Below are 4,438 nucleotides of genomic sequence, written 5' to 3'. Positions count from 1 at the left end.
CCCGCCCAGGCGGCGGCGACCGTGACCGCCGACGCCGCGAGCAGCACGGCGATCGCCCAGCGCGTCCCGTCGAAGCGCCCGCCCTCCGGCCCGAGGTGCAGCGCGAGCGCGACCAGCGCGACGCCGAGCGCCGTCCCGAGGCTGCGCGCCATGTTGACCAGGCCGCCGCCCGTGCCTGACCAGCGCGCCGGTAGGGCCTTCATGATGAGCGCGTTGTTGGCGGGGGTGAACACGCCCAGCCCGAGCCCGAGGACCGCCGCCTGAGCGACCAGCCAGCCGGGGGACAGGGGGAGGAACAGCATCCCCGCCAGGGCCGCCGCCGCCGTCCCCGCGCCGAGCACCCCGCGGGCCCGGTCGGTCGTCCCCCGCAGCAGCGGTTCGCCGCCGACCGCGGCGGCCCCGAACCCGGCGGGCAGGGCCGTCAGCACCAGCCCCGCCAGCAGCTCCGACGAGCCGCGGCCGGTCAGCACGATCGGGACCAGCACCAGCGGTCCGAACAGCACCAGGTACGCGCCGAGCGCCCCGGCGAGCCCGGCCGACACCGCGCGCACCCGCAGCAGGTCCAGGTCGAGCAGGGGAGAGGGCGCCCTGCGCTGCCGGGCGACGAACGCCCAGCCGCCCGCGGCCGCCACGGCGAACAGCGCCGCGACGCCCCATCCCGGCACCGGCAGCCCGGACGCCGCCGAGACGCCGAGCAGCCCCGCGGTCGTCGCGACCGCCAGCAGCACCGCGCCGGGGCGGTCCAGCTCGCGGGCGCCGTTGCGCTCCCGGGTCCGCGGCAGCAGGTAGTGGCCCGCGACCAGCGCGACGATCCCGACCGGCACGTTGATGCCGAACACCCAGCGCCAGCCCAGCGTGGACACCAGCGCCCCGCCGACCGTGGGCCCGAGCGCCAGCCCGAGCGCCTGCGCGGCGGCCTGCACGCCCAGCGCCCCGCGCGTCCGCCCGTCCGGCGCGCTGGTCACCACCAGCGCCACGCTGTTGGCCTGCATCATCGCCGCGCCGGCGGCCTGCACGACCCGGAACGCGATCAGCGTCCCGAGCGACGGCGCCAGCCCGCACGCCGCCGACGCGACCACGAAGACCCCGAACCCGTGCAGGTAGAGCAGTTTGCGGCCGCGCGCGTCGGCGAACCGCCCGACGGGGATGAGCAGCGCCGCCAGGGTGAGCAGGTAGGCCAGCGACACCCACTCCACGGCGGCGAGCGAGGTCCCGAACTCCGCGCCCAGGCCGCCGTAGGCGAGCGTGACGACGCTGGCGTCGAGCTGCCCCATGAACGCGCCGAAGCACACCGTGGCGACCGCGAGCCACCAGGCGCGCGGGTGCTCGCGGACCCGGTCCGGCCGCGGCCGCTCCTCCACCAGCACGGCGGGCAGCCTCCGCAGGACCGGCCGCTCCGTCACTTCACCGCTCACGTCACCTCCGCCGCGGCCGCCCCGGGCGCCGCGGCACGTCTCACCGTCCCCGCCGCACAAGATACATCGGTTACCGAAATGTTCGGTTACCGACCGATGTGTCCGGGGTCACAGCGGATAGGGCGGAACGCGCTGGTCAGGGCGAGGGCGGTGGAACGCGCCGGTCAGGGCGGGGAGGGGAGGATCGCTCCGGTCAGACGGCGTAGAGGGCGGCGAGGCGGGCCGCCGCCTCGGCCATGCGCTCCCGCAGCTCCGGCGGGCCGAGCACCTCGACCTCGGCCCCCAGCTGCATGAGCTGGGACGCCGCCACCTCCACCGACTCGACCGGCAGCACGGCGGAGCGCCAGCCCCGGTCGTCGGGCTCCCCGGCGCTCTCGGTGGCCTGCTCCGCGGCGTACGGCTCGACCGCGAACCGCAGCAGCCGCATCCCGGCAGGGCTGAGCCGCACGGCGGCCTCCTCGCGCAGCATCGACCGGACGAACGCCGCCGCCTGCTCGTCCCAGTGCCCGGCGAGGTCGAACGCCTCGTCCCGCTCGAACACCGCGCCGGTCTCCTCGACGGCGGTGACGCGGTCGACGCGGTACGTGCGGGGCTGCCCGCCGACCCGTCCGACGAGGTACCAGGTGCCGTTCTTCAGCACGAGCCCGTACGGGTCGACCGTCCGGGCCACCTCGCGGCCCTTACGGTAGCGCAGGACGACCGTCTCGTCCCGCCACACCGCGCGCGCGAGGTCGCGCAGCAGCGGCGGCGTCTCGGCGTCGCCGAACCAGCCGGGCGCGTCGAGGTGGAACCGCTGCCCGGCCCGCGCCGACGCGTCCCGCAGCGAGGCGGGCAGCGCCGCGAGGACCTTCAGCTCGGCGGCCGCGACCGCGTCGCCGAGCCCCATCTCCCCGGCCGGGCCGGGGAGCCCGGACAGGAACAGCGCCTCGGCCTCCTCGCGGCTCAGCCCGGTCAGCCGCGTCCGGTATCCGCCGACGAGCCGGTACCCGCCGTTGCGGCCCTGGTCGGCGTACACCGGGACCCCGGCCGCCGACAGCGCCTCCACGTCCCGGTAGACGGTCCGCTCCGACACCTCCAGCTCCCGGGCCAGCTCGCCGGCCGTCATCGCCCCCCGCGACTGCAGGAGCAGGACGAGCGAGATCAACCGGGCGGCGCGCATGCCCCCATTCTCGCCGGACCGGCGGCCCCGCCGGCCGTTCCTGACAATCTTGTGGCAGGTACCCCGGATTTCCCTGTCCCCGCCGGTCGGACGGCTGTTAGCTTCGCGGCGTGCTGACCGACACGTCCCCCATCGAGGCGTTCATCGACGCCCTCCCGAAGGTCGAGCTCCACGTCCACCTCGTGGGCTCCGCCTCCGTCCCCACCGTCCTCGAACTGGCCCGCCGCCACCCCGACGGCCCCGTCCCCGCGGACGAGCGCGAGCTCCGCGCCTTCTACGAGTTCCGCGACTTCCCCCACTTCGCCGAGGTGTACGAGGCGGTGTCGAGCCTCGTCCGGACCCCCGAGGACGTCGGGACCCTCGTGCTCGGCACGGCCCGCGACCTCGCCGCGCAGAACGTCCGGTACGTCGAGCTGACCGTCACCCCCTACACCCACCAGCGCGCCGGCATGCCGATGCCCGCGATCACCGAGGCGCTCGACCACGCCGTCCGCGAGGCCCGCGCCCGGCACGGGATCCGCGTCGCCTACATCTTCGACATTCCGGGCGAGTTCGGCGCCGAGGGCGCCCGCGGCACCCTCGACCACGCGCTCGCCCACCCGCCCGAGGCGCTCGTCGGGTTCGGCCTGGGCGGCATCGAGCAGTGCCGCCCGCCGCACCGGGACGCGTTCCGCGACGCCTTCCGCGCCGCGCGCGCCGCGGGCCTGCGCAGCCTCCCGCACGCCGGCGAGATGACCGGGCCCGAGACGATCTGGGAGGCCCTCGACGGGCTCGGCGCCGAGCGCATCGGCCACGGCACCAGCTGCCTGGACGACCCGCGCCTGGTCGCGCACCTGCGCGAGACGCGGATCCCGCTGGAGGTGTGCCCTACCTCCAACCTGAGGACCGGGCAGGTCGCCTCGCTCGCCGGGCATCCGCTGCCGCGCATGCTGGAGGAGGGGCTGTTCGTCACGCTGAACAGCGACGACCCGCCCATGTTCGACACCACGCTGACCGGCGAGTACCGCGTCGCGGCCGAGGTGTTCGGGCTCGGCCGCGCCGAGCTGGCCGCGCTCGCCCGCAACGCCGTCGCCGCCTCGTCGCTCGATGACGCCGGGCGCCGCGGGGTCACCGCCGAGATCGACGCCCTGATGGCCGGCTAGCCTCGGCGGACGCCTAGCCCCAGGCCATGCGGCGCCAGGGGCTCGCCGGGTCGTCCGCGAGGATGCGGTGGCCGGCCAGCGACCGCTCGTACCACTCGCCGAACTCGCCGTCGTCGAACCGGAGCATCCGGCCGAGGACGTACCCCGACGAGAACGACGTCCACGACCCGTACACCTGGTTCGCGCGGTGCCCGGCGACCAGGACGCACTTCTCGGCCTCCTCGGCGTCGCAGTAGCCCGCGTTCAGGCCCCAGCGCGCCATGTTCACCGCGCGGCCGAAGTCGTAGCCGTACACGCTCTCGACCCGGCCGTCCGGCGCCAGCAGCCCGTCCGCGCGGAACCGCGCCTCGTACCGGCGGATCAGCTCCGACAGGGCGACGACGTGCTCGATGGTCTCGTCGGAGATGTCGCGCTCGCGGCACCAGGCGACGATCGCCGCCCGCCAGGCGTGCGGCTCGGTGCCCCGGTCGCGCCGGTCGAGCACCATCTGGATGGCCGGGTCGCTGTTCTCGGCGTCCAGCAGCCGGTCGATCTGCTCGCGCCAGCCCGCCGCGTCGGTGATGCCCCAGTCGCGTTCGAGCAGGATCCGGTCCTCGCGGGCGCCGTCCGGGGTGGACAGCGTGTTCCACGGCACCGCGTTCCCGACCGCCAGGTGCGCGCCGACCGCGAGCGCCGCGGCGAGCCGTCCCCACGAGGCGCTGTCCGGGTCGGTGACCAGGACG

Annotated in this window: 4 protein-coding genes; 1 reads left to right on the top strand and 3 read right to left on the bottom strand. The window is 76.0% G+C overall.

Going from position 1 to position 4,438, the window contains the following annotated elements; translation table 11 throughout:
* Positions 1 to 1,415: MFS transporter (locus tag ABZ914_RS47295; protein WP_500201188.1), on the bottom strand; the 1,415-nt coding region annotated here is incomplete at its 3' end.
* A gap of 193 nt (positions 1,416 to 1,608) precedes the next feature.
* On the bottom strand, positions 1,609 to 2,574 hold the full coding sequence (locus ABZ914_RS47290; protein WP_500201187.1) for a helix-turn-helix transcriptional regulator: 966 nt from the start codon (positions 2,572 to 2,574) through the stop codon (positions 1,609 to 1,611).
* Between the two features lie 110 nt (positions 2,575 to 2,684).
* Between ABZ914_RS47290 and add the strand changes: the two genes are divergently transcribed.
* Complete coding sequence (add, locus tag ABZ914_RS47285; protein ID WP_500201186.1) at positions 2,685 to 3,716, top strand: adenosine deaminase; 1,032 nt, start codon at positions 2,685 to 2,687, stop codon at positions 3,714 to 3,716.
* Positions 3,717 to 3,729: 13 nt separating this feature from the next.
* Here the strand turns inward: add and ABZ914_RS47280 are convergent.
* A partial coding sequence (locus tag ABZ914_RS47280; protein ID WP_500201185.1) for a DUF1266 domain-containing protein occupies positions 3,730 to 4,438 on the bottom strand: 709 nt, incomplete at its 5' end.

The organism is Spirillospora sp. NPDC046719, from assembly GCF_040645715.1.
GTDB lineage: Bacteria > Actinomycetota > Actinomycetes > Streptosporangiales > Streptosporangiaceae > Spirillospora.
Note: the sequence above shows the minus strand (reverse complement) of the source record. Positions and strands in the feature narration are given on the sequence as shown.